We start from the raw sequence: 23,007 nt of genomic DNA on the forward strand, positions 1-23,007 counted from the left end.
TTAGTTTCGGTGGAGTGGCAAGACCTAAAAATGTGCCGTTCATCTTCCACTACGCTTCATTACATAGTTTTGGCCTACGAACAGTCTCTATGTACGCCTTTCTAACTCTTGCAACAAATTCCCGAGCCCTTGGGTGAATAACGTAGTCTACCGATGCCCCGCACGAGCTCTCTACACCCATATACTTGACCAGGTCTTTAAACCACGTGCCTACGATGCCTTCACCGATCGCTGCGTACCCCTGAGCGGCTTCTTTGGCTTTAGAAGCCCCTTTAAGCCCCCTCAACGTCACCACCTCCACGTCCTTGAGCAGATCGCCGATGTACTTAGCGATCTTGGCGTTCTTACCGTGCCTACCCGTCAAGACGGCCATGTCCGCTCCCGGCGTGGACACGATCATCCTATTAATGTCTTTTACCACCCCCTCAATGAAAGCCTTGAACATGCTTGCGTAGGGTTCTTCACCGTTCTCGAAGCGTCTTATGATCTCGTCAAGCTCCCGTAGCTCAGTGCCGTAGAGTACGCCTCCGTGAAAAACATCCCACCTTTTCCACGTTTTAGCGCCTACTACGACTTCGAAGTCTACTGCCCCAGGTGTAAGCATTCCTGTGGACGCGTACGTGCCGCCCACGCCGTCAACTATAACACCGTTCTTAACGGCTATGGTTGCAGTGTAGCCGTAACCGAGCTCCGCGACAACGATATTTACTCTGTTCGTGTCATACCCGTACTTCTCGCTCACCTCGTAAACGGCGAGGAACGTGGATGCCAGCTTATCAACGGTCCCCATATCGATCTTGTTGATTTTTCTGTATCGGGGTATAGTGGGCAGGTGTATTACGGCCGGTAGGAACAAGGTTTTTCCACCATACCTACTAACTAGGTGAGATACCACCTTTGCGAGGGCGTCGTAAACCCATATACCCACCTCGCCGCTCCTAACCCCAGCGCTGATGTCTTCTTCGGTGCTGAGGAGTAAAACCTCTACTGCAAACCTTCTAGCATCGAGAACGTTATCGCCAAAGGTTACGGGTACGCCATAACCGGACGGAGCTACGACGTAGTCTGGGTTTAATGCGTCTACGGCCTCGACGAGTACCTGAGGGTTAGAGGCTATTAGCGGAGTGTCAAAGCTTCGTTCGACTTTAATGGCGTTATCTTCGAGGGCGACGACGTCAAACGTTTTTGTGCCGGGGTCGATGCCGACTATTCGGACCATGAGACAGTACCCTGCCGACTATACTAGGGCTGCACCGTGAAGGTACAGGTGCAGAGGGCTGAGTGGGGAAATACGGTTCGTTAAGGGAGTTTACTTCACTATCTTCGAGATCAAGTACTGGTATACTTTCTTATCGCCAGTTATCTCTGGGTGGAAGGTCACAGCTACTAGGTTACCCTGCAGAGCGGCTGCACCAATCCTGCCCACTGCCGGGTGGTCTACGTATCCTATTATTCTCGCTGACCCCCAGGCATCGATTATTCCAGGTGCGCGTATGAAAGCGGCTTTCACGATGCCCATTCCTTCTACTTCTACGTCGGTTATAAACGAGTTCTTCTGCCTTCCAAACACGTTTCTTACCACGCTAATATCCATTAAGCCCAGCGTTACCTGCCCCGTTTCACCTACAACCCTGTCAACGACCTTCTTGGCCATTAGCACAGCACCGGCGCAAGTGCCGAGTATTGGTACGCCGCTTTCAGCTAGTTTTATTACGGGTTCAATGAGGTTTCTGACCTTCATGAGTGTGCCGATCGTGGTAGACTCTCCTCCCGGTATTACCAGAGCGTCGATGCCGCTTAGGTCTTCGGATTTCTTGACGGGCTTGGCATTTACCCCAATTTCTCTTAGTATCTCTAGGTGCTCTAAGAAGTCTCCCTGTAAAGCTAGCACGCCTATAGTGATCACGACTACTCTCCTCTAACTTGCATTAACTGCTCTGGTTTAAGCGTTCTAACATCAATGCCCATCATCGCATACCTCTCCGAGACCATTTTCTGGGCTTCTACGACTGTTTCCGGGTCATCGTAAAACGACGTCGCCAGCACTATTGCCCTAGCCCTGTTTCCTGGATCTTGGCTCTTGAATATGCCTGAGCCCACGAAGACTCCATCCGATCCCAGCCACATCATTAAAGCCGCGTCAGCCGGCGTTGCAATACCTCCTGCGGCGAAGTTGACAACCGGCATGCGGCCGAGCCTGGCGGTCAGTAGCGCTAGCTCGTACGGTACCTTGTTCTCCTTGGAGTAAAGCCATATGGCTTCGTAGTCTCCGCTCAGATAGTACCCTCTCAGGGTTGCGATGTCCCTGTTTACGAGCTTCATGTGCCTGACAGCTTCCGCGACGTTGCCCGTACCGGGCTCACCCTTGGTCCTGATCATCGACGCTCCCTCATATATCCTCCTCAAAGCCTCAGGAAGGTTTCTGGCACCGTTAACAAACGGCGTCTTGAAGTCCCACTTGTTGATGTGATTTTTCTCGTCAACTGGCGTTAAGACCTCGCTTTCATCAATGAGATCTACGCCTACCTCCTCCAGCAACCTCGCTTCTTCTCTATGCCCTATACGGCACTTAGCGGACACTGGTATGGTGATCGCGTTCATAACGCTCACTATTACGTTTAAATCGGCCGTTCTCGCCACGCCACCCGCCATTCTCACGTCATAGGGTAGCTTGTCGAGGATCATTACTCCGACCGCTCCCGCTTCTTCTGCGATTCTTGCCTGCTCTTCGTTCGTAACGTCCATTATAACGCCTCCTTTAAACATAGATATGAAGCCGTAGCGGACGAGCGGCGTTGCCTCGCGTATTGGAATGAGCTCTGACCCGGATTCCTTGGCCCTGTCTCTCAGCTCTAGCAGAGAATATATGATATCCCTGAGCTTATCGAGGTACATGTACGAGTCCACTAGCTTCAACTAGCTCACCTAGGAGTGTTATATAGTGAGCTCCTTGTTAAGCATTATTGAACGTTCAATAGCTTACCGGCAAATGCTGTAGAGCTTGACTTTGCGCTTCCCCTTACTCACGACTTCGTAGCATACTTCACCTCTCAACTCCATGTCTTTTACGGCCTTGTATACAGCCCTTAGAGTGTAGATGGGCCTTTCCCTCCAGATCTCGTAGGCGGTCAACGGCTGTCTTCTGGCTAGCACTTCCAGTACTGCCTGCTTGACGGCGCTTCTCTCGCCTTTCCCCGGAGGCTTAAACCCCATGGTCATAACCGCGACCGCGTTACCGAGCACTCTCGCAACGTGGTAGCTCAGTGCAGCCAGTAACTTTATCTTGAAGCCTCTAGCTACTAGCTGCTTAAAGGATTCGTAGACCTCCTGATCGGGTATCTCGACAACCCTTATACCGCTAACTCCGCGCACTAGCTGAACGCCTAAACCCTTCACAGTGGCCGCCACAATGTCGCAACCGTATTCTATGCCCGCTTCGTTCAGGTCTTTTAACCCCTTGTAGAGGGACAGGGCAAGCAGGCCTGTCTTGGCCGGTACCACCACGTAGTCGGCTTGAACGCCTCTCTCGTACAGTTCGAACACTATTGTCTTCAAGCCCTCTACCGTAAATGGGTTGACGTAGCCAACCCTCAAGTACCCAGCACTCGGGGACTTCATGATCTCCACCTTTCTCGAAGCGAAGAACACCATGTCTTCCGGTTCCACTTCGAAGATGCTTTTCGCCACCACTTCTACGTCCACGTCTCGGAGGTAGTGTAGCGTCGACCTCGTGAAATCAGGGAAGTAATCGAGCGATACGCGCGTAGCCCCCGAGTTCTTCACGTATGAAGCTATGACCGCGGAAGCCCTATCCGCGTAAGACCCCGTAGGATTGAACTTCTCATTCTTAACTATCACACCGTTAACTTTACCTATAGGCGTTAAACCCTCTCCGAGCGATATCCTGTTAGTAAACCCTGGAAGCAGTGAGGCGTACCTCCATATACCGTGCTCTCCGCGGTTAACCCTAAATACGGGGTTTGTATACTCTACTACTAGCACTCCTCCACAACGAGGACAGGCGTCGAGAACGGGCACCGGTAACTCCAGTCCACAACGTAGGCATTTCAAAAACCAGCTAACGCAACTCATCACGTAATCCCGTTACTTTAAAATAGCATCAAAGCGCTGAAAAGCTATATTATGAAGGGTACTGCGCACCCCCATGGAACTGGGCTGGGGAGCGTTGAACTAATACCAATACCACGTGGGTGGAGGCAATGGTCCTGAAAAGATCGTGCATCATAGCGTAGCTATATCGCTGTAACACCGCACCGTGCAAGGTAAAATAACCACTTAAGTTCCATTTCTCGCTTGCGCGGGTAACAGCTTCAAGCGTCCCAAACACTCCTATTTAATACCTCTTGTTCTGTACCTAAGGGCCTCAATTGATCTACCACTACGTGGCGGAATGCCTGCGATCACCTAGTGGTCTTGCCTCAACGTATTTAGCACTGAGCTCTAGTTCTCTACCAATAGCCTTTCATCATTGATAAGCTTTCATCCCGTGCAGCGTTGAATAAAGACCCTAGTTTCATGAACACATGTATTAAAATCCAAGTAGTTTTACCAGGAGACTAATCAAGGCAGCCGATGCAATTACCACAACTGGGTGCAGTCTCAACGTTAACATCAATATGGCAAGTATAATGAGTATCAGTATTGATACCCAGTCTAACGATCCACTCTTTATTAACGTGCTACTAGCCAGCCTGATCAAAGCATACAGAATAATTGCTAAAACAGCTGCATTTATGCCTCGGAAAACGGCTTTAGCCACCCAATGTTCCATGTAGGGCCTCAGGAACATAACAGTACCTAGTATCACGACATAACATGGTAGGACGACTCCAAGTGTTGCTACAATGGAACCGGGCACCCCTTTTAATACGTAGCCAACCCATGTAGCTGTATTTATGGCTATTGGACCGGGAGTGCTCTCGGCTATTCCTATTATGCTTAGGAACTCTTCTTCACCTATCCATTTCTTGTCCTCCACTAGGACCCTGTAGTATACTCCGATTCCTCCATAGCCGCCCCCGAACATTATGAACCCTATTTTCAAAAACTCTAAGAACAGCTCCAGGTACGAAACCATTGTCTGTCCCTCCATTTCCTATCCGTAAACACGTTACTAAACACAAAATCGGTTTTAAATAAACCTGCTTTTACTTCCCTCATGGTTAACCTGTTTCATTCGAGGTGCTTTACCTGAACCTGAAAAGGTTGTTGAGGTCTTCCAGCAGAATCTTCAACGTGCTATAGGGCAGAAGAGTGGCCCTCGAAAACATGGAGCCCAGCGCGAAACATGGCGATGTCAGGGCCGTTAAAATGTTCTTTGGAAAAGGGGCTCGGTACCAGGTTTGTGCGGGTTCGAGCACCCTGACACCGTGATTGTAGTAAATGGGGGCTTGAAAACTTGCGGAATACCCGAAAGGCCTGGAGGCCTCATGATCGTATTTTGCTCGTTGAGACCCTGCATTAGGCACCTTTATATAGTGCCCTGTCTCCTTGAAGCTACTTTAAGGGTATCTCCGAGATCAGCTCTAGCGACTCTACATTGAATACCCTGATCGAGCTCGACGATACCGTGTAGAGCTCATTACCTATGTATAGAGCCCTTGTCGCGCCTGGGTGACTTAATATGGCCTTTAATTGCAGGGCGCTGTTTTCGAAGTACACTACCGCTATACCAGTTGGTTCTTCACCTCGCATAGCCCTGTACAGTGCGATTGGTATGTAAACGTGGTTGTAATCCGGGTCAACCGTGACGGCGTGGTGGTCTTGTAGAGCTGGGCTCGATGCCATGTTTATTACTATCTTCACGACCTCGCTCATGTTAGCCGGGTTTTTAACGTCAAACAACGATATCTTTAAATTCGAGGGGTCCTCGCGCCCGACGCCGAGTAGAGTATCTCCCGGTAGCGGGTGCAAGTACTCACTAAAACCGGGTATCTTCAAGTAGCCCAATACCTTAGGGTTCTCCGGGTTCGAGAGGTCTATCGCGAACAGTGGGTCAACCTGCCTAAAGGTTACTAGGAACAGGGTGTTTTTGATTAATCTCGCAGCGTAGATCCTCTCACCGCTTGCAAGGTGCTTCAAAACCCCTCTGATGGTGAGCGAATCAAGGCTTACTACGTACACTCTATTATCCGAATCGCTGACAGACACGTAAGGGTGCATGTAAATGTTTTTTCCTGGCATCACTTCGCTACTTACGTTCACGTACCTGACTGGTACCGTTCTATCAACGCACTCTGTCCCTCTACAAATAAGTATTGTAGCGCCTTGCTCTACACTAGGTAATTGCGATGTGACCACGACATAGCCTAAACTCACTTTATAACTGTTAACCGTCGTTGCAACGACAAAGTAGCCGTCGTACTCCTCGATCGCGAACTGGTCGAGCACCCTGCCTTCAACCGTAACGCTACCAATGTAGTCGATTCCCAGCCCTCTAACTCCTAGTACGTATATGTGCGTATAATCGGGTAATTCCACCAACTCTAATTCCCTCCTCACCTTCTCTAGGAACTCTTCGGGCTTGTCCACGCCGTTAATGTATTCTACGAGGTGGCTATACGCTGACGTCAGATCTCCCCCTTCAACATAGACTTTAATTTTCCCCGAAACATCAAGGGGGAGTAGCCTGGCTGCCGCCTCAACAACGTTCCTATACAAGTCGACGATCGACGGCTGAGTAGACGATACTATGTAAAGCTTCTCGTAGCTCATATAAAGCCTGCTACCAGCCGGCATTAGCACTGATCTAACAGCGTATTCCAGCCCGGTCACGTTAATAGACAGTATGTTCGCATACACTTCTCCGAGGGCCCCTGTGATTATAATGTTTTCGGCGCTCACCGCGCGAGCGTTTACTACCGGTATTAGCAGTTCCGACTCGCCTTCGACTGCGGGCTGATTCGCGACTACGTAGACCACCTCCCCTAAGAGTCTAGCGCTGAGAAGAGACCCGCCAATCCTGATCCTCGTCAGCGGGTTCGGTTCTTCGGGATCACTTACATCGACTACATATATAGACGTGTACTCGCAGGGAGCGAACATCGTTACGTTAGTACCCAGTATTAACGGCATTTTCGTTTCTTCAATGCTATGGGCTATTATTACAAGCCTGTTTCCTCGTAAAAACAGCCCCTGAATACTGCTTTCTTCGATAACCACCTTGCCAACTACCTTTTTCCCCTGCACGCTAACGAGGAAGACTTCTCTGGAAGAAGCGGTGGCTATGATCTTTTCATTCGCCTTAACGATATCAGGTTCATCGATGCCTGCTACTTGTACATTAGTCCACGAAACTCTCGTAGTGGCGGTTTCTTGGAGTGCTTGAGCGGCTCTGCTGGTGGTAAGCCCGAATACTTGAATATCGGTGATTGCTGGCAATTCTACCGGCACTGCCGCCTTGGTGTAATAAAGGCGTAGTAGCGATGCTACGTGCTTCTTGTAATTTAAAGTCCTAGAAAGCAACTCTACGAGTTCCTCATAGCTCGATAACTCGCTTTCGGCCCCCCTTTCTCCAGGTGAAGGTGTTGTAGGTACCGGCAATATACGCGTGGTCACATTCATCTGTGCCAGCACGTTAAATGCCAGGTACGCCGCTATGGGGATGACTACGCCAGTCAATAACGCTATTGATACAAACAACACGAGGCGCCTATCCAAGGTTTACACCTCTCTGTACAAATCTGTACACGCGGCCTCTTAATGGAAATGCTTGTACACTCAACCCAGCCGAGTGTCCTAGAACCCGGACAGCGTGCTTTACGCCCCCTAGGTCAAGATCCTCTTCCTGTACCTGTAGCCCTCTAAGAACATCAACGTGAACGCTGTTAAGGAAGTCGTTATCGCCACGAGGGAGTCTATCGTGAACTCGCCTCTATGTAAAGCCACGACGAGCTGTCCTAGGAAAAGTCCGAGGAAGAAGAAAGAGTAAACTATCAGCCTGGGCACCACTTTCCTTCCGATTACGATGTAGTCTTCGAGCGTTACTTTACCTACGACTACGTAGCCTTCCTCGCCATCTTGGATTAATCCCAGCCTTTTCAGTTTCTTGACGTGGTAGTGTACCGTGCTTGGCGAGGCGTCCAACACGCTGGCGATATCTCTGACGCTAAGAGGCTCTTTAGATTCGAGGAGTAGGGTGTATATTCTTATATCTAACGGGCTTAGCTCACCGTTGTCAATACCTCTACGTGCTCTACTCACGGTATAGGAGCACCCTTTAATCTACTTCCACTTCCAGTAACATGCTTAGTGCTTCAAATAAGTGTGGCCCAGCAGCGTCAACGAGGCTGTTTAACTGCCCTTACTTCACTTAGTATTCCAAGGGTGTACGAACTTGAAAGTACTGTTTCTAGGCGTGGGAGGCTGGATATCTAAGCCCATACTTGGTCACACGTCTATACTAGTAGTGTCGAGTAGAGGAGGAGGGTTGCTACTGGATGCTGGTGAAGGTGTTGTTAGATCTCTCTATTTTCACGGCTTTAAGGTGCATGACCTTGAAAGTGTAGTGATTACCCACCTCCACGGAGACCACGTGCTGGGTTTACCTACGCTACTAATGTTTGCTAAACACTATGAAAAGGTTAGTAGTTTACGCGTATACGCTCCACGGGAGTCCGTTAGCGACCTCGACGCGCTTCTGAGAATAGTGGGTGTAGATTACACGGGCGTAGCAACGCTACTGGGTGTTTCACCAGGTAGCAATGTCAACGTAGGCGACTTCACCCTCTACTTTGAGAGGGCAGTACACCCGGTACCCGCGCTTTCACTAAAGATCATGGCGGAGGGTAGGTGCATAGTGTACTCTGGTGACACCGCCTACAACCCGGCACTCGTAAGGCTCGCGGAGAACTGTGATTTACTAATACATGAGGCGTCGGGGCATCATGAAGATGCTCATTTATATGGGCACAGCAACGTAGGTGATGCGGTAAGGGTGGCCGTAGAATCTGGAAGCAGGAAACTCATTCTAGTACACTACTACGTGGACACGCCAGCCCTAAGGGCGCCCTTACCAGAAGGTCTGGAAGTATATTTGGCGTATCCCGGTTACGAGCTTTTTCTCTAACCCCTCAGCCATTTCAATTTGTAAACTTGCAGGACACGCTAGAAAGGCGTTCCAGTAGATCTTGTCGTAACCCCCTCTCAGCCACCTCTCTGTGATCTACATCTAGTGCGAGCACCGGCTCAGGGATGCCGGAGCTCCTGATCATTTCGAGGAAAACCTCCATGAACACTCCTATACCGCTTATTTTGGTGGATTGCGGATATGCGTTTACTTTGGGTTCACCTTGCCAGTACGGGTTGCTTGTTGTCGTCTCAACGGCGCATGAAGGGCTACCGTGCACTCCCACTAGTATGTACGTGCAACCGTCCCTTACTAACTCTTTCAGCAGGGCTACGTAGTGTTCAAGTATTTTCCGGGAGAACTTCCTGTAAGACTGAGTATCGTACTGCTCTTTACTCATCCACCACCTCCTCATGCCGAGGTATAAGGCCTCGGGACACGGTAACTGGACAATGCCGTAACCCAGCTTCACGAGCGCGTTCACGAAGTCACTCACTACGCCCTCGTGGCTGGCGAGATGCTTAACTACGGTATTCTGGTTCAACGTACAGTGCGCAACGACTGCTACGAGCTTTTTTCTCCTGTCAGCTGGGTGCATAGCGACCCCGCCTTAACTACAGTACTTTATCATGGCGCTACTTTTAACCCTAGTAATACCGCGTTTTCTAACCTCTATTAGTAGCCCGCCAGTTATCTCTTCGGGCTTAACACCGAGCTTTGCGAGATCTTCCTCTAAATTGAGTTCCGTGTATATGCCGTAAGAATTAACCAGCTTCACCGCTTCTTCGAGCGACTTGGTGTAACGAAGCCCTTTTACAGGCTCAATGCTATTTACTACCATAAAGGCATCTAAGAAGAAGGTGAAAGTGTTCAAGAGGGTGACCTTAACCCTTCTAGATCCTTTACGTAACTCAACATCACCCCTCACACCACGATAGGCCATTAGGGGTATGGCGGATGCTTCGCTGTTAATGTCCTTTAAAACCTCCTCTAGGAACTTCGCGTCACGCGCACACATGGACCTCACTGCGAGTAATCCCCCCTTGCGTGCGTAGTTGTCAATTCTCTCGAGGAGGTATTCTTGATCTAGCTCACCGTCACTACCAGGAGAGTGCACTGCAAGTATACCTCTAACTCTCGAGAGCGCGGCTAACCCCATCCAGTCTGCGAGGGGGCTCCAAAGGTCTTCTTCACACCCCGTTGCCAGACTATCACCTCCAACGTCCACACCGATCACGAGGTCTAGACCATCTTTCAGGGTGATTTCCTCCAATGCCCTCGTGTACCCTTCAACCCCGCCGTAAAGGTCTATTATGTACATCTTCTCACCGAGCAGCCGTGCCACCTTCGCGGCCTGAAACACTAACTTCTTCCCCCCGCGTATAGCGTAGCTTTCGCCTGTTATAGCAACGTAGTATTCTCCGCTATCAACGTAGTTTCTTATTTCGCTAAGCCTTACAGGGCCCGGTGAGGGATCGTAAACGTACCTTTCCCAGGCTATCGATGCCAGTATGCAGTCCACGTTAATGTCCTTTAAAGACCGTTTAAGTACAGCTGTTGAAGCTACATCGCCTCCTCCACCAATGGCGACTAATAGCACTCTCATACCCGGTCTGAGAATGCAGTCCAAGCTAAGCACCGGTTATCGCTGGAAGAGATACTCATTTAGCTAGTTCTTTAACGGGTACTTGTTGCTGTACCACTACTTTGTCGATACTGATGTCGAGCGTTAACTCGCCTATGTCTTTTGAGTACTCTGCCACCCTCCTAATGCTTTCAAGTAGCATTCTAAGAGAGATAAGCTCGCCTGGTTTAAGGATCTGAATCACCGAACCGAGAAGCTGTTCTTCCGATCTCTTTAGTTGCCGAGCACGGGAGGCTATCTCTTCGATAGCAAGTGGGTTCTTTTCGAAAAACGCCTCTATGGCCATGCCGTATACTTCGAGGGACTCTATGCATAGAGTGTTCACACTCCTTAGCAGGTCCTTGCGCTCTATGAGCTCGGTCGCGTTCACTGCAATGTTAGTAGCATGATCTCCTATCCTCTCAAGTAACTTGCTTAAAACTCTGTACGTAATTAGCTCCACGCCGTTTGCAACGGCCTCCTTCTCGACGCTTCCACTGGTCACCTGGTTGATCAGCCTGACGACGTAGAAGAACACCCTGTCAATGCTATCGTCCTCTCTCGCTATTTCCTGGGCCATCTTTACATCTCCGCTTTCAACAACACTACAGGCATCACGGAGAACAGATTGCACGACCCTAGCAAGCCTCTTAATAGCATCTACTAGCGGGGCCTTCCTAGCACTGAGAAGTACCTGTACCTGTATCTCCGACCGGTCCTCGCCGATGATCTCGGTACCGGGCAGTTTGTTAAGCACTACCTCGCGTACTGCATTACGAAGTACCGGCGTAATAAAGCCGCTCGCCTTGATTACTACCTTGTCGTAGCCCATTACGTAAGCACCAATAATTCTCCTAGTAACCGACTCGGGGGTATCGCTCTCGGAAACCGTGATAAGGGCAATCCTCTCCTGCCCGCCCTCACCTGACTTAAAGGGCTTGATCACCACGTAAGAATCCGTCTCTTCAACTACTACCTGGCTACCAGGTAGTAGACCGTGCTGAAGTACCCATTTTTTCGGTAGTGACACGATATACGTCGATTTACCGGTAAATTGGATTTTCCTAATATATCTCGCCAAGCACGACACCAGCACGAGTGTGATTAAGCTCTAAATAGCGCATTGAAAACACTATATACCACGAATAATTGATTTATAAGTAGGCTTATAAAAGTAGTGTTTATAACGGTTGATGCTCTCATATTTATAAGTATTTTTCTTCTAATTACTACACAGCCCGATACTACATCAAGGTGCGTGCATAGTGGCTATACTTCCGGGAGAGGGCGTTCGCGGCCGGTATAAACCGGTGATTACGAGCCTGCTGATCGTGATGAATGTCCTAGTCTACTTGTATACAAGCATTGGATCTGAAATACCACTTTTACAGTCGTCCATGGAAAGCGTGCTAACGTACGGCTTTAAGCCTGTTTACTTGTTTTCAAACCCGCTGGAAGCCTTCACGAGGGTATTTACCAGCATGTTCATACACGCAGACCTCTTCCACATATTCTTCAACATGTATTTTCTCTGGTTATTTGGTTCGAGGATAGAGGGTTTTCTAGGCCCAAAGAAAATGCTCGCTCTTTACTTCTTATCGGGCTTTTCAGCAGTACTTTTCCACGTAGCGTTTATACCGGTCGGAGGCTATGATGCACTAACAGTACCCGCCGTTGGGGCCTCGGGAGCTATAAGTGGCGTTCTAGGAACGTACCTGCTCATGCTACCTTACACGAAGTTTGTAATGTGCACTTTTTACTTCCTAATACCCTTCTGCTTTAGGTTACCGGCATCGGCGTTTCTAGTAATATGGTTTGCCGAGCAAGTAATCTACGGCTACATGAAACTAGGAGGTGTTGCGTATTTTGCACACATAGGTGGCTTCGTAATGGGCCTTGCACTAGCACCGTTACTCGTGAGGGGAATTACACGTAGACCGAGGCACCTGGACTACGTGTACAGGTATTTTGCAGAGCTGTACGGTATACAGCTGACCAGGCCCAGAGGCATTGGAACCGGTACGAAGGTCGTACTTGCATTGCTCCTAGTAGGGGTGATTGCCGGCTTCCTTTACGGAGCCTACACTGCATACAAGTATACAGGCTCCACACTATATGCACTGGACATAACCGTAGGCGCTACTACCAATGGAGTGCAAAACGATCAAGTATTACTGGGAGTGATTGACGATGAAGTTGTAATTATGGGCCCTCAGATCTATGACAGCTCATACCCATACGCATTAGTGAGAGTACTGCTGAATAGGCTTGGCCCCGTGCTCCATAATACGAGCTACTTGAACAGCGTGATACTCAGGTCATATTATAGCTACACCGTGCCGGTAAATAACATACCGGTTAAGGTCGAGTTGAATGTTGACAGGGCTGAGTATGACGGGCGCGGTGTTGCGGTATACATGAAGGGCACCATGGAAACGGCAATAGTACTGATAACTCGGGGAGGAGCCAGGCTCGAAAACGTCGAACTAAGCTTTGTCATTAGTGCTCATACAGTCAACCTAGTGCTCTTCACCGCGCTATCCATGATCGCCATGGCCATGTGCGTTTTCGGCATATCGGCTGTAATACGCGGAGAGGAGGTTGCCGTCTTCTCACAGTCAAGCCTACCGGAAATTTTTCCCTACATTTGATGCTTTCATTTTAATGCCTTATTTCCATACTTGTTTAGATATACCAGTTCATTTAAAGGCTTTCTAGGCCTCGTTGAAGGGGATTCATTGGGATAACCCACAGCTATTATCGCAACTGGAATGGCGTTGTTGGGTATTTCGAGTGCTTGCCTGATTTCCTCAATATTCCTCAGAGCCTGTATCCACACCGCTCCCAAGCCCACGGCGTGTAGTGCCAGTAAGAGGTACACAGTTGCGTTTGCACAGTCAAGCATATATGACACCGGTGACTCGTCTACGTGGCAGACTACGACTACTGCTAGTGGTGATTCTTTAAGGGGTTTTGCGGAGGGATGTATGTTCGCGAGTTTATTCTTTACCTGGGGGTCTTCTACGACGATGAATCTCCAGGGCTGGCTGTTCTTGGCGCTTGGAGCAAATCTAGCAGCATCAACTGCCTTCAAGATCAGGTCTCTCGGCGGCGGCTCCGATCGAAACTTCCTGATACTTCTTCTAGACTTTAAAAACTCCAAGTGGGCTTCCACGCAGTGGCACCTCCACTTAGACTTGTGCGAGCGGGGCGAAGAACCTTAAATAGCTAATGATTAGCTAGGGCTTTTTTAAACTTAACTGTTTCGTGAACTTTAAAGCCCTTAACGGCAGGTTACACTATTCCCGGTGATTTGCATGGCCCGTTCAGGCCGGGGCAACTCAAGTGTGTTATTGATGAATTCATTGACGTTAACGTACGTCGTCAGCTTAACGGCGCTGGCAACGGTACTTAAATTAAGGTCCTTTGAAGTCCCGTATCCACCGGCACCTTTCTTGAAGTACGACATATCAGGAATACCATTGGCGCTCATAGGGTTCATATCTTTAAAGTACACGCCGATATCTCTAATGGTTTACTTCGTGCTACACTTACTAATGGGCGCGGATCCCATTGGAATGGCTATGAAGTGCGTTGCGGAGGCGTCCACGTTTACGCCGCTGGCACTCATTCGTAGAAAGGCAGACTCCAAGAAGACTAGCATACTCGCAGTATCTTGTGCTGTTATTTCACGAATACTTGTAATGGCCGCGATGAATTACGCCATAACACCGTACTGGCTTCTCTGGGCACGGTGGGCTAAGACCCTTGAAGACGCGTATGCTAAGACTCTCGCCCTCATGCCGCACATAGCGGTATTCAATGCAACGTTAGCGTTAATAGTTGCCCCGCTCTCACTACTGATATATGGTGTCTTGAAGAGAGCGGGGTTTTTGCGATGAATATTGAAGTACCGGTGCTTGATGCGAGGAACATCTACTTTAAATACCCGAGAGGGGGCCCCGTACTAAGGGGGGTCAACTTAACCGTATTACGCAGAGAGCACGTATTAATCGTCGGTGATACTGGTTCAGGTAAAACCACTCTTACTCGTATTTTAACCAAGATGGGGACGCTCATCTACGAGGGAGAGCTCTCTGGCACCATCCGGATCCTTGGTAGAAGAATTGAGGATATAGACATAAACGAGCTGACTAGGCTAGTTCATGTTATAGGGCAAAACCCCTACTCGTACTTTACAGAGCCGCTCGTGCGGGAGGATCTACTCAACTACGCGTTAAGAGTCCACGGCTCCCAGGAGCGGGCTGAAAGAGCTGTAAAAAAGGTAATTGAAGCTACCGGCGTGCACGAGCTCCTCGACAGGTATTTCTACGAGTTATCCGGTGGAGAGGCGCGCCGCGTACTCGTCGCAAAGACGCTCGTGTCGGACCCCATCTTACTACTATTCGACGAGCCGCTAATGTGGCTCGATGATAGTGGCGTCAACGAATTCTTAGATCTTCTCGGGCTACTGAGGAGGCTTGGCAAGTCCGTCATAATCTTTGAGCACAGGTTTCTACCGGTTATAAGAGGCGTGGACAGGGTTTACTTGCTGGAGCGTGGTGTACTGCGCGACGTCACGGAGCTCGCTCTCAAGCTTATCAAGATGCGGTTAAACCCTGTATCCGAGTTAGCGGTGAAGCGCACGAGTACCGGTAGAACGGTCCTCGAATTGCAACGTGTATGCTACTCTTACGGTAGTAATCCTGTTCTGCGCGGCGTGAACTTGGAAGTACGTGAAGCAGACTCCGTACTTATATACGGCTTGAACGGTAGTGGCAAGACGACCTTGCTCAAGGTAATTGCCGGTTACTTGAAGCCGCGAGAGGGCACTGTTAAGAGGTATTACGAGGTCATGTACATACCCCAAAACATCATCCTCTTCTATACCGAGGAAACTGTTGAAAAGGAACTCAGAGAGATCTGTAAAGCGAGAAAGCGCGGAGAAGCATGTATAAGCGAAGGTAAGGAGAGAATTAAAGCGCTGGGAGTAGACTTGCAGCAATCACCGTTCAATCTGAGCCACGGTCAGATGGTAAAGCTTTCCGTGGTCCTAGCCCAGACGGCCGGGGCCAAAATACTATTAATTGATGAGCCGTTTTCAGGCTTAACGTACAGCGATAGGGTTAAGTTACTAGAGTACCTGAAAGACTCGGTGAACACCTTCATAGTGACCACCAGTACGCTGGACGCGTACCAGAGAGGGGTGTGGACTAAGACTTACAAGCTTGAAAACGGTTTACTCGCAGAGCTATCAGGTAGCTCGAAGTACCCGCTACAATATGCTGCGCAGTTCTACGAGGCGCTTAAACATGGCATCAGCTATTAGAGATTTCTCGTACGTGTTTACGTACGCTAAGAAGTTAGAGAATTCTAGTACCCTATCGCGCATTTTAGTTGCTTTAACCGCTGTAACTCTAGCTTTCCTGGCTAGGTTACTCTCGAAGAGCATATTAGTAGAGGCCATCAGACTTTCACTAGTGTTAGCGCTAGAGCTCATCGTTGTCTCCTATTTTCGCGGTTTCCGCCCATTAATAGCCGCCCTTAAGCTCGTAATGCTATTCATTGCCGTTGGAACGGCAATCTTTTGCGCTAGCTACTTCGTGGGCTGGGCCGCTCCCGAGCCCGCTTCGATTCTACTAGGTGCTGTTGCGTTACTGGCATTTTTCCTCGCATTTTCACTACTATTCCAGTTGCTATCCCTCAAGGAGTGGAGGCGGGTTTTCGCCCTCCTCGGTTCCAAGAAGTACGCGCTACTGTTCTCCCTAGTAATATCTCAAATACCGGTAACTATTTACTACGCGTCCGAGGCCTTTACAACAATTAAACTGAAATATGGGGGTAGGAAACTGCACAGGGTCGTCGTACCACTGGTACTCCTATCCCTGTATAATGCGAGGAGTCTTCTTGAATCACATTTATTGTACGGCGTCTTCTACGAGGCTGATTTGACGTTGCTTAAGAGAAAGGACCTGTTATTGTATTCTATTGCTGTGCCCGTCATAGCCGCCTTCACCATGTTGGAGTACGTGCCGTTGTCGCCATGATCAGTTAGGGTTCAGAGCTCATTACCTCGCTAGCGGCAGGGCTTCATCATCTAGCCATGTTTAAAGCGTTAGGGGATAAATAAATTATCGCTATTGGTGTAGAAGTGTGGGTGGTGTTTTGATTTGGCTCTCAGCAGTGAGGAATTAGAACGCTACGATAGGCAGATCAGGCTGTTTGGCGTGGAAGGCCAGGAAAAGCTCAAGAAGTCCAGGGTCCTAGTAGTGGGTGTCGGGGGTCTCGGCTCGCCGGCCGCCCTCTACCTGGTAGCAACGGGAATAGGCGAAGTTATTCTAGTCGACTCCGAGAGAGTGGAGCTGAGCAACCTAAATAGGCAAGTACTCTACTGGACACGTGACATTGGTAAGTTCAAGGTTGAATCAGCGTCCGAAAAACTACGTGAGCTCAACCCGAACGTGAGGATCAGGGGCTACTCGAGGAGAGCGGACGAAGAACTGCTAGATCAGCTCGTGCACGAAGCAGACCTGGTTATAGATGGGCTGGACAACTGGAAAACCAGGTTCATGCTAAATAGGATCTGCGTAAAGCACCGCAAACCACTAATACACGCAGGTGTTTACGGAGTCTACGGTCAGTTACTAGTAGTGGTGCCCGGAATTACGCCTTGCCTACAGTGCGTTATGGTTAAGGAACCCCCCGAGAGGGGGCCCCTCCCGGTGCTGGGCACCACACCGGGGCTCCTAGCGATGATCCAGGTCACGGAGGCGATAAAGATCTTAACGGGTTACGGTGAGCCAGCGTTAAACAGGCTAATAGTGTATAACGGTTACACGATGGAGTTCCGAGAAGTAACCATCTCCAGGAATCCGAACTGCCCCGTGTGCGGTGGTTTAAGCTAAGCTATACTCGTAACCGGGACATCTGGACACATCTTTTCCAGCAGATGCTCCATCAATTCTACGTACTTGGTACCGTGATCAGGTACCACGACCACAACGTCGCCTTCTATCTCGTTGTTTTCGATGAGGGTCTTTGTTGCGTATAGCACAGCGCCGGCACTGAGACCTACGAGGATGCCGTCTCTCCTAGCTACGTATAGAACGGCCTCGAATGCATCTTCCAGGGACACGTCGATGATCTTGTCCACCTCGACCAGGCGCACCCACTTCATCCCGGTCTCGACTCTCCGTATACCAGGTATGAGCGAGCCAGGCCTTGGCTGAACCCCATACACCCTTACATCTCCGTATTTGTTCTTGAAGTAGAACGAAAGGGCTGAGAGATGGCCTGAAGTGCCGAGGCCTCCGATCACAACCTTAGGCCTTCTACCTCTGCTCGCCAGCTGGTAATCCACTTCCTTGGTCGTGTACTTCAAGTGGACTATGAAGTTTAAGTCGTTTTCAAACTGGTTCAGAACTACTGCGCCGTTTCTCGCGGCGTCCAAGATCACCGAGTCTATCATTGCCGTCGTTATTGGAGTGTTTTTCCTGACAACTTCGGCGCCCATAGCTACGAAGAGGTAGTCTATGCATTTCTGCGTAGTTGACGGCAAGTAAACCCGGGTCTTGAGGTTGTAGTAATTTGCAAGTCCTACGAGCCCGAGCCCCGTGTTCGTAGATGTGGGCTCGTATAAAACATTGCTCTTAATAAAGCCCCGCTCAATGGCGCTGGTGAGCATGTACCAGGCTACCCTATCCTTAATGCTCAAACTAAACGGATGGTACCATTCAAGCTTAGCCCACACTACTACATTGCCCGTACTGAGAGACTTTAACTTAACCATTGGTGTTGGTATGTCCCTGCTAACGAGCTCAACTACATTATCATAGACTCTCGGATTCCACGCCTCCAGCTCGTAGTAGAGGTCGAGTTCATTTAATGAGATCCGCTCAAGGGGCCCGCTCTGGGCATCCTTCACTGGTATGAAGCGTGGACCGAGCGCCCACAGCGCATTGTACGTTTCCAAGTTATCCATGACGGTGTTGTCTTCATTTACGTGTACAGGTGGAGCACTCCATTCTCTGATTACGTCTCCGAGTACGTGGATGTACTTTTCAAGTGGGAGTAGCTCTCCACGTACACTACTAAGCAACACCTTCTTCAAACAAGAACCCCTGAAATGCCCAGGTCTCTAAGCATATAACTGCGGCATGCCGGGTTATAAAAACAGCTATGCTGCTCACCGAGGGAAACCGAAGCAGGAGCGGCTACACTAGTTCTCTTAGTAAAGCCCCTAAGCGCCTCACACCCTCCTCGATCATGTCTTTCGGTGCTAGGGAGAAGTTTAGTCTCAGGGAGCTTTTACCGCTTCCATCAGTATAGAAGGGTGCACCGGGTATGGTCGCAACTGCGTATTTCTCCAGTGCCTCTTCGGCAAATCTCCAGCCATTGACGTGCTCCGGTAACCAGAGGAACACAAACATTCCCGCAATAGGCGTTGTGTGTTTGAGCCCAGGCATGTGGTCTTCGAGGGCCTTGATCATGAGGTCTCGCTTTTCTTTGTAGGCCTTTATGGCATGATTCCTGATCTGCTCGAAGAGGCCTTTTTTCAACAAGCCGTAAACTATAAATTGTGAAGGTACCGGCGCGCACATGTCTGTTGGGCCTTTAGCGGCTTTAAACTTCTCCACCATTCCGCTAGGTAATAGTAACCAGCCTACCCTCAAGCCCGTCCCAAAGATCTTGCTGTAGGTACCCACGAATATTACCCTCTCCTCCCTGTCCATTGACTTGATAGACCTCAGTTCTAGGGGCTCGTAGACTAGGTAGTTGTACGCACCATCCTCTACTACTAGTAGGTCGTAAGTGCTTGCCAGTTCTAACAGGTACTTGCGCCTATCCATGGCCATGGTTATGCCGGTGGGGTTCTGCCCTGTTGGAATGGTGTATACTAACTTGGCGATCTTGCCCTCGCTCCTAAGTTCTTTTAAGGTCTCTTCTAGGACGTGCACCTTCATGCCGTCTTCATCCATCGGTATACCCAGTATACGGACACCGTATTGCCTCCACGTTAAAATAGTGTTCACGTATGACGGGTTTTCCACGATCACGATATCTCCGGGATCAAATAACATCCTTCCAATAAGGTCCAGTGCCTGGCTTCCACCAAGAGTTATTAAGATGTTATCGGGTGAAGTGTTTACACCCTCGACGTTGCTCATGAACTTGGCTGTTTCCTCCCTCAGTTCCGGTATGCCCTCTGTTGGGGAGTATATAACCGACCTCTTCTCCGTTTCAAACGCCTCTTTAGATATTTCAGCGTACATCTTTCTCGGTATCACGTCGGGATCGGGGTCGCCAGCTGCAAAGCTGATTACCCTGGCTTCCCGGGATTTTTTCGCAATTTTTGAGACCATCTCTCGTATAGGGCTGGGTTCGATAAAGTTCAGCCTACTACTAAAGAACTTGTAGTAATCTGGCCTAGCCAAGTACTTCCCCGTGTGAAACATAACCGCCTGTAAAGTAAAATAGCTTTCTCCTTTAATGCAGATGTGTAAAACTTACTGTGCTTCAGGGTAGAGTACCTTCTCCGTAAAGGTGGCGAATTTATTCCGTGCTATGTGCGCTAGGAAGCCGGCACTTAGCTGTGGCTCGTTGTCTTTAAACGCGCCTTCTCTGTAGTGATACGCTAAGACCTCGCATATGAAGAGAACATGGTCTCCATAATGATGCTCATTCACAACCCGGCATTCTAGGTTCGCAAGCGCGTTCTTTATAATGGGTACTTGAACCCTGCTTGCCTGTGAGAGCTCGAAGCCCATCTTTTTAAGCTTTTGAGGGCCGCGTTCAGACCCAGCTACCCAAACGTCATTGAGCATTTCTACGCTTGGAACGCTTATTACGAACTCACCGTACTTCTTAACCAGCTTGTAGGTATAACGAGCAGGCGCAATGGATACGGCGACCATGAAAGGTTGGGCCGAAACGACCGTTACCCAGTCGGCTGCCATCACATTTACCTCTTCACCGAGCTTCCCGGATACAACCAGGTACGTCCTTAGAGGGTATAGTAGTCTATAAGCCAGTGCAAACCACCCGAAAATTACTTAAAGTATTCGGTTAAAAAGGCTTCAAGTGATTGGTGTTTTGCTGCTTTTTCGATAAGCTATGCTGAACTTCAGCTAAGCCATGCAAGTATGATCAACCTCGTTCTTCTGGCAACCCTCGCGCAGAGGTCCGCGGTGTTTTCAAGTAGATTGTTGAGGTCGTGTACGAGTAGTTGAATGGCTTGGGGTTTTAGCCTATCCCCCATTGAGAGCAGTAACGACCTATTTTCGAGTTCAAAGCGGTCGGCCTCTTCTTCGAGCTTTATGATTTCGTTGTTAATTTTTTCAACTTTAACGTAGTCTCCCTTAATGAAACACATTATAATGTCTGCGAGCTTGGAGATCATCGTTGACACGGCGGCTAAAAGCTCAATAAGCCCTGTTCTCAGCTGAGTGGGTATTTCGAGAAATGGTAAGATAGTGAATTCGCGTGAGGCCTCCTTGATGTGGTCGCCCACATCGTCAACCAGGTTGATCAGGACCAGCATTTCCTCCTTGAAGCCTGGGTCAAGCCTAGTCTTCGCAACCCCATCCTCCACCGCTGACTTGAGCGCGCCTGATTCGTCAAGTAGTTTAATTACATGCGAGAACGATGCACGGGCCTCCCCGATCCTAACCTCGTTTAGTAGTCTAACGGCTTCTGCAAACGTCGAGGTAGCCTTTACCACTAGCTCGACGTACTTTTCCAGATCCTTCATTAGCTCGTGTGAAAGCACATCTGAAAGTAGAAGCTTCACTTAAATCACCAACCAGCCTAATTCTAGTGGATGTGAACTAAAGTTTATATTTAATGAACTCGGAGTATTCTAGTGGTGAACTCGTTGGAAGCGATTAAATTACCGGAACCCGATAAGTCGACTCCACTATTCCAGCTATTCATTAAGAGGAAAAGCGTTAGGAAGTTCAAAAAGGAGCCACTGAAAATAGAAGAGCTTTCGAGGATTCTCTGGGCAACGTACGGGCTAGTGGAGAGGAAAAGGCGTGTCGTGCCGTCAGCTGGTGCCACTTACCCCGTCGAGGTATTCGTTTTCATTAAGAACGTCGAGGGAGTTAAACCAGGGGTTTACAAGTATAATGATCAGGACAACTCGCTCGTGCCGATCAAGGAGGGCGACCACTCGCGAGAACTCGCTCACGCGTGTCTTGATCAGTCATGGGTTAGAGAAGCGCCGGTCAACATCGTCATAACCGCCGCGTACGAGAAAACCACGAACTGGTATGGTGAACGGGGATTTAGGTATATATACATGGAAGCCGGCCACATAGGGCAGAACATATACCTAGCATCCACGGAAATGGGTCTTGGAACCGTGGCTATTGGGGCGTTCTCCGACAAAGAGGTGGCTGAACTGCTCGGCTTAGGGAAGAATTACATGGTGCTCTACATATTTCCCGTAGGTAGGCCACTGTAGCTCAGGGTTTACTAGATTTCGTCGCGATAATCATGTCAGGAGTAGTAACAGTGGTGGTAGCATACCTCCTCCTATGGTATAGCTTAATGCTCCTCACGTAGACGACGTAGTCGGGGTGTGTAAGGGACACCTGCCTGTTGATGCCATGAGCAATTACCCTTATAGCGTCCATCGTGTGCACTGGTAGCCTCGTTTCAGCCCAGTAAAGCCTACCATGTAGCGTGACTCTAAAAGTCTTATCTACCGGGATCTTAGCTTCGGCCAGTTCCCCTGCCTTCTTCGCCACGGCCTCTACGTAAGGGTCTACTACAGCGTCGACCGGTATAACCCTGTATATTACTGGAATTTCCTTAATGGGATTACGTAATATTTCGACCGCCTTGTAGGGGTCTTCCACCCTTAGAAGTATTATTGATGGCCCTTTGTCTACAATAACGTAATCTAACCCCGCCCTTCTAAGCCTGCTTATAATGAACCTGTAGTTATCGAGCCCTTGCTCGTGGGTTATGACCATGTTAAAGCTCACAATCACCCTACCTCCAGGTCACCGTCCTAAGTTATTCATCATGAGATTAAATGCTTTAATTGTACCGGCCGCGTGCCTTGAGACGCCTCCCCACGCCCTTCTTCAGCCCGGAACTCACAGTAACCGCGTAGCAGGCACGTGATTGTCCATGTTTACAGAACCTAAAACAGTCAAAATACTCCAGATAGCCTAGCTAGTGGATGTGGGCTTTTCTCGCGGTACATGCTTACTGCGCGGAATCGCTGAAAGCTACACCAGTAAACACCACCAATACCTCTAATACCTCTAAAAACATAAAAACTTCA

General features: G+C 49.3%; 23 protein-coding genes. 7 read left to right on the plus strand and 16 right to left on the minus strand.

All coding sequences use genetic code 11. From position 1 onward, the window contains the following. Positions 1–49: 49 nt before the first annotated feature. The 7 genes from QXU03_00115 to QXU03_00145 form a co-directional block, all read right to left on the minus strand. Complete coding sequence (locus QXU03_00115) at positions 50–1,219, minus strand: DUF1464 family protein (GenBank protein ID MEM2170153.1); 1,170 nt, start codon at positions 1,217–1,219, stop codon at positions 50–52. Positions 1,220–1,309: 90 nt separating this feature from the next. Then, positions 1,310–1,906: a pyridoxal 5'-phosphate synthase glutaminase subunit PdxT gene (gene pdxT / locus QXU03_00120; GenBank protein MEM2170154.1), complete on the minus strand. Its 597-nt coding sequence runs from the start codon at positions 1,904–1,906 to the stop codon at positions 1,310–1,312. Between the two features lie 2 nt (positions 1,907–1,908). After that, complete coding sequence (pdxS, locus tag QXU03_00125; GenBank protein MEM2170155.1) at positions 1,909–2,916, minus strand: pyridoxal 5'-phosphate synthase lyase subunit PdxS; 1,008 nt, start codon at positions 2,914–2,916, stop codon at positions 1,909–1,911. Between the two features lie 63 nt (positions 2,917–2,979). Further along, positions 2,980–4,092: a pyridoxal-5'-phosphate-dependent protein subunit beta gene (locus QXU03_00130; protein ID MEM2170156.1), complete on the minus strand. Its 1,113-nt coding sequence runs from the start codon at positions 4,090–4,092 to the stop codon at positions 2,980–2,982. 457 nt (positions 4,093–4,549) lie between these two features. Next, positions 4,550–5,098, minus strand: a complete 549-nt coding sequence (locus QXU03_00135; protein ID MEM2170157.1) for a chromate transporter — start codon at positions 5,096–5,098, stop codon at positions 4,550–4,552. Positions 5,099–5,517: 419 nt separating this feature from the next. Continuing rightward, a complete protein-coding gene (locus tag QXU03_00140) occupies positions 5,518–7,680 on the minus strand; it encodes a beta-propeller domain-containing protein (protein MEM2170158.1) in 2,163 nt (720 codons plus the stop codon). A gap of 108 nt (positions 7,681–7,788) precedes the next feature. After that, on the minus strand, positions 7,789–8,223 hold the full coding sequence (locus QXU03_00145) for a winged helix-turn-helix domain-containing protein (GenBank protein ID MEM2170159.1): 435 nt from the start codon (positions 8,221–8,223) through the stop codon (positions 7,789–7,791). Between the two features lie 133 nt (positions 8,224–8,356). Here QXU03_00145 and QXU03_00150 point away from each other — a divergent pair, with 133 nt between their 5' ends. Continuing rightward, on the plus strand, positions 8,357–9,088 hold the full coding sequence (locus QXU03_00150; protein MEM2170160.1) for an MBL fold metallo-hydrolase: 732 nt from the start codon (positions 8,357–8,359) through the stop codon (positions 9,086–9,088). A gap of 13 nt (positions 9,089–9,101) precedes the next feature. Here QXU03_00150 and QXU03_00155 read toward each other — a convergent pair whose 3' ends face one another. From QXU03_00155 to QXU03_00165, 3 genes are read right to left on the minus strand one after another with little or no spacing between them, the layout of a single operon-like run. Further along, positions 9,102–9,686, minus strand: a complete 585-nt coding sequence (locus QXU03_00155; protein ID MEM2170161.1) for a hypothetical protein — start codon at positions 9,684–9,686, stop codon at positions 9,102–9,104. Between the two features lie 12 nt (positions 9,687–9,698). Continuing rightward, the gene (locus QXU03_00160) at positions 9,699–10,718 is read right to left on the minus strand and encodes a DUF1152 domain-containing protein (GenBank protein MEM2170162.1); all 1,020 of its coding nucleotides are present in this window, start codon (positions 10,716–10,718) and stop codon (positions 9,699–9,701) included. A 31-nt stretch (positions 10,719–10,749) separates the two neighbouring features. Further along, complete coding sequence (locus tag QXU03_00165) at positions 10,750–11,793, minus strand: PhoU domain-containing protein (GenBank protein MEM2170163.1); 1,044 nt, start codon at positions 11,791–11,793, stop codon at positions 10,750–10,752. 184 nt (positions 11,794–11,977) lie between these two features. Between QXU03_00165 and QXU03_00170 the strand changes: the two genes are divergently transcribed. Next, positions 11,978–13,363, plus strand: coding sequence for a rhomboid family intramembrane serine protease (locus QXU03_00170; GenBank protein MEM2170164.1), 1,386 nt, complete (start codon positions 11,978–11,980; stop codon positions 13,361–13,363). A 5-nt stretch (positions 13,364–13,368) separates the two neighbouring features. Here QXU03_00170 and QXU03_00175 read toward each other — a convergent pair whose 3' ends face one another. Continuing rightward, positions 13,369–13,887: a nitroreductase family protein gene (locus tag QXU03_00175; GenBank protein MEM2170165.1), complete on the minus strand. Its 519-nt coding sequence runs from the start codon at positions 13,885–13,887 to the stop codon at positions 13,369–13,371. A gap of 181 nt (positions 13,888–14,068) precedes the next feature. Here QXU03_00175 and QXU03_00180 point away from each other — a divergent pair, with 181 nt between their 5' ends. The 4 genes from QXU03_00180 to QXU03_00195 all read left to right on the plus strand — a co-directional run bounded on the left by QXU03_00180 (position 14,069) and on the right by QXU03_00195 (position 17,617). Beyond that, positions 14,069–14,614, plus strand: coding sequence for a hypothetical protein (locus tag QXU03_00180; protein ID MEM2170166.1), 546 nt, complete (start codon positions 14,069–14,071; stop codon positions 14,612–14,614). Then, entirely contained in the window at positions 14,611–16,041 is a 1,431-nt protein-coding gene (locus tag QXU03_00185) for an ABC transporter ATP-binding protein (protein ID MEM2170167.1), read from the plus strand. Before QXU03_00180 ends, QXU03_00185 begins: the two co-directional genes overlap by 4 nt. Continuing rightward, entirely contained in the window at positions 16,025–16,759 is a 735-nt protein-coding gene (locus QXU03_00190; GenBank protein ID MEM2170168.1) for a hypothetical protein, read from the plus strand. Before QXU03_00185 ends, QXU03_00190 begins: the two co-directional genes overlap by 17 nt. Positions 16,760–16,882: 123 nt before the next feature. Next, the gene (locus QXU03_00195; protein MEM2170169.1) at positions 16,883–17,617 is read left to right on the plus strand and encodes a HesA/MoeB/ThiF family protein; all 735 of its coding nucleotides are present in this window, start codon (positions 16,883–16,885) and stop codon (positions 17,615–17,617) included. Here QXU03_00195 and QXU03_00200 read toward each other — a convergent pair. From QXU03_00200 to QXU03_00215, 4 genes are all read right to left on the minus strand, one after another. After that, positions 17,614–18,813, minus strand: coding sequence for a pyridoxal-phosphate dependent enzyme (locus QXU03_00200; GenBank protein ID MEM2170170.1), 1,200 nt, complete (start codon positions 18,811–18,813; stop codon positions 17,614–17,616). The genes QXU03_00195 and QXU03_00200 overlap by 4 nt on opposite strands. 112 nt (positions 18,814–18,925) lie before the next feature. After that, the gene (locus QXU03_00205) at positions 18,926–20,146 is read right to left on the minus strand and encodes a PLP-dependent aminotransferase family protein (protein ID MEM2170171.1); all 1,221 of its coding nucleotides are present in this window, start codon (positions 20,144–20,146) and stop codon (positions 18,926–18,928) included. Positions 20,147–20,218: 72 nt separating this feature from the next. After that, positions 20,219–20,761, minus strand: a complete 543-nt coding sequence (locus tag QXU03_00210) for a flavin reductase family protein (protein MEM2170172.1) — start codon at positions 20,759–20,761, stop codon at positions 20,219–20,221. Positions 20,762–20,835: 74 nt separating this feature from the next. Further along, entirely contained in the window at positions 20,836–21,501 is a 666-nt protein-coding gene (locus QXU03_00215; protein ID MEM2170173.1) for a DUF47 family protein, read from the minus strand. A 75-nt stretch (positions 21,502–21,576) separates the two neighbouring features. On the opposite strand from QXU03_00215, the gene QXU03_00220 reads away from it, so the two are divergent. Then, on the plus strand, positions 21,577–22,176 hold the full coding sequence (locus QXU03_00220; protein MEM2170174.1) for a SagB/ThcOx family dehydrogenase: 600 nt from the start codon (positions 21,577–21,579) through the stop codon (positions 22,174–22,176). A 1-nt stretch (position 22,177) separates the two neighbouring features. Here QXU03_00220 and QXU03_00225 read toward each other — a convergent pair whose 3' ends face one another. Continuing rightward, positions 22,178–22,702: a THUMP domain-containing protein gene (locus QXU03_00225; protein ID MEM2170175.1), complete on the minus strand. Its 525-nt coding sequence runs from the start codon at positions 22,700–22,702 to the stop codon at positions 22,178–22,180. Positions 22,703–23,007: the final 305 nt, after the last annotated feature.

The sequence above is a fragment of the Desulfurococcaceae archaeon genome, from assembly GCA_038845865.1.
In the GTDB taxonomy this organism is placed as follows: domain Archaea; phylum Thermoproteota; class Thermoprotei_A; order Sulfolobales; family Desulfurococcaceae; genus UBA285.